The 3515-nt window shown below is 54.7% G+C and carries 1 protein-coding gene; it reads left to right on the top strand.

The window, feature by feature from the left end:
* The first annotated feature begins 152 nt into the window (after positions 1-152).
* Entirely contained in the window at positions 153-3353 is a 3201-nt protein-coding gene (gene nalP / locus HMPREF2959_RS09950) for a serine endopeptidase autotransporter NalP (RefSeq protein WP_002243216.1), read from the top strand.
* Positions 3354-3515 lie beyond the last annotated feature (162 nt).

Here is a 3515-nt window from a genome sequence, read left to right on the forward strand (position 1 = left end):
TAAAACAATTAGTAAAATCGAGTTTATCCTAGTTGTCCAAGACAACCCCTATAATAATATAATTCAAAATATAAAAATGGGTTACATCTAAACATTACGGAATTTTTATTCCCTCGCCTGAATTCTATTGTCAGATTCAAGGAGACCTCATCATGCGAACGACCCCAACCTTCCCTACAAAAACTTTCAAACCGGCTGCCATGGCGTTAGCTGTTGCAACAACACTTTCTGCCTGCTTAGGCGGCGGCGGCACTTCTGCGCCCGACTTCAATGCAGGCGGCACCGGTATCGGCAGCAACAGCAGGGCAACAACAGCGAAATCAGCAGCAGTATCTTACGCCGGTATCAAGAACGAAATGTGCAAAGACAGAAGCATGCTCTGTGCCGGTCGGGATGACGTTGCGGTTACAGACAGGGATGCCAAAATCAATGCCCCCCCCCCGAATCTGCATACCGGAGACTTTACAAACCCAAATGACGCATACAAGAATTTGATCAACCTCAAACCTGCAATTGAAGCAGGCTATACAGGACGCGGGGTAGAGGTAGGTATCGTCGACACAGGCGAATCCGTCGGCAGCATATCCTTTCCCGAACTGTATGGCAGAAAAGAACACGGCTATAACGAAAATTACAAAAACTATACGGCGTATATGCGGAAGGAAGCGCCTGAAGACGGAGACGGTAAAGACATTGAAGCTTCTTTCGACGATGAGGCCGTTATAGAGACTGAAGCAAAGCCGACGGATATCCGCCACGTAAAAGAAATCGGACACATCGATGTGGTCTCCCATATTATTGGCGGGCGTTCCGTGGACGGCAGACCTGCAGGCGGTATTGCGCCCGATGCGACGCTACACATAATGAATACGCATGATGGAACCAAGAACGAAATAATGTCTGCAGCCATCCGCAATGCATGGGTCAAGCTGGGCGAACGTGGCGTGCGCATCGTCAATAACAGTTTTGGAACAACATCGAGGGCAGGCACTGCCGACCATTTCCAAATAGCCAATTCGGAGGAGCAGTACCGCCAAGCGTTGCTCGCCTATTCCGGCGGTGATAAAACAGACGAGGGTATCCGCCTGATGCAACAGAGCGATTACGGCAACTTGTCCTACCACATCCGTAATAAAAACATGCTTTTCATTTTTTCGGCAAGCAATGACGCACAAGCTCAGCCCAACACACTGACCCTATTGCCATTTTATGAAAAAGATGCTCAAAAAGGCATTATCACAGTCGCAGGCGTAGACCGCAGTGGAGAAAAGTTCAATGGCTCCAACCATTGCGGAATTACTGCCATGTGGTGCCTATCGGCACCCTATGAAGCAAGCGTCCGTTTCACCCGTACAAACCCGATTCAAATTGCCGGAACATCCTTTTCCGCACCCATCGTAACCGGCACGGCGGCTCTGCTGCTGCAGAAATACCCGTGGATGAGCAACGACAACCTGCGTACCACGCTGCTGACAACGGCTCAGGACATCGGTGCAGTCGGCGTGGACAGCAAGTTCGGCTGGGGACTGCTGGATGCGGGTAAGGCCATGAACGGACCCGCGTCCTTTCCGTTCGGCGACTTTACCGCCGATACGAAAGGTACATCCGATATTGCCTACTCCTTCCGTAACGACATTTCAGGCACGGGCGGCCTGATCAAAAAAGGCGGCAGCCAACTGCAACTGCACGGCAACAACACCTATACGGGCAAAACCATTATCGAAGGCGGTTCGCTGGTGTTGTACGGCAACAACAAATCGGATATGCGCGTCGAAACCAAAGGTGCGCTGATTTATAACGGGGCGGCATCCGGCGGTAGCCTGAACAGCGACGGCATTGTCTATCTGGCAGATACCGACCGATCCGGCGCAAACGAAACCGTGCACATCAAAGGCGATCTGCAGCTGGGCGGCGAAGGTACGCTGTACACACGTTTGGGCAAACTGCTGAAAGTGGACGGTACGGCGATGACCGGCGGCAAGCTGTACATGTCGGCACGCGGCAAAGGGGCAGGCTATCTCAACCGTACCGGACAACGTGTTCCCTTCCTGAGTGCCGCCAAAATCGGGCGGGATTATTCTTTCTTCACAAACATCGAAACCGACGGTGGTCTGCTGGCTTCCCTCGACAGCGTCGAAAAAACAGCGGGCAGTGAAGGCGACACGCTGTCCTATTATGTCCGTCGCGGCAATGCGGCACGGACTGCTTCGGCAGCGGCACATTCCGCGCCCGCCGGTCTGAAACACGCCGTAGAACAGGGCGGCAGCAATCTGGAAAACCTGATGGTCGAACTGGATGCCTCCGAATCATCCGCAACACCCGAGACGGTTGAAACTGCGGCCGCCGACCGCACAGATATGCCGGGCATCCGCCCCTACGGCGCAACTTTCCGCGCAGCGGCAGCCGTACAGCATGCGAATGCCGCCGACGGTGTACGCATCTTCAACAGTCTCGCCGCTACCGTCTATGCCGACAGTACCGCCGCCCATGCCGATATGCAGGGACGCCGGCTGAAAGCCGTATCGGACGGGTTGGACCACAACGCTACGGGTCTGCGCGTCATCGCGCAAACCCAACAGGACGGTGGAACGTGGGAACAGGGCGGTGTTGAAGGCAAAATGCGCGGCAGTACCCAAACCGTCGGCATTGCCGCGAAAACCGGCGAAAATACGACAGCAGCCGCCACACTGGGCATGGGACACAGCACATGGAGCGAAAACAGTGCAAATGCAAAAACCGACAGCATTAGTCTGTTTGCAGGCATACGGCACGATGCGGGCGATATCGGCTATCTCAAAGGCCTGTTCTCCTACGGACGCTACAAAAACAGCATCAGCCGCAGCACCGGTGCGGACGAACATGCGGAAGGCAGCGTCAACGGCACGCTGATGCAGCTGGGCGCACTGGGCGGTGTCAACGTTCCGTTTGCCGCAACGGGAGATTTGACGGTCGAAGGCGGTCTGCGCTACGACCTGCTCAAACAGGATGCATTCGCCGAAAAAGGCAGTGCTTTGGGCTGGAGCGGCAACAGCCTCACTGAAGGCACACTGGTCGGACTCGCGGGTCTGAAGCTGTCGCAACCCTTGAGCGATAAAGCCGTCCTGTTTGCAACGGCGGGCGTGGAACGCGACCTGAACGGACGCGACTACACGGTAACGGGCGGCTTTACCGGCGCGACTGCAGCAACCGGCAAGACGGGGGCACGCAATATGCCGCATACCCGCCTGGTTGCCGGTCTGGGCGCGGATGTCGAATTCGGCAACGGCTGGAACGGCTTGGCACGTTACAGCTACGCCGGTTCCAAACAGTACGGCAACCACAGCGGACGAGTCGGCGTAGGCTACCGGTTCTGACGGACAGGAAGCAGACAGCCGCAAAGATCACGGTCTTTGCGGCTGTTTCTTATGAAAAGAAAACCCTATTCCAATTGCCTGCTTCTATTGTTTCAAGACTTCTTCCAAAGATTCGGCATTAATCAGATGTATAGCGGATTAACAAAAATCAGGACAAGGCGG

The organism is Neisseria sp. HMSC070F02, from assembly GCF_001814225.1.
GTDB lineage: Bacteria > Pseudomonadota > Gammaproteobacteria > Burkholderiales > Neisseriaceae > Neisseria > Neisseria meningitidis.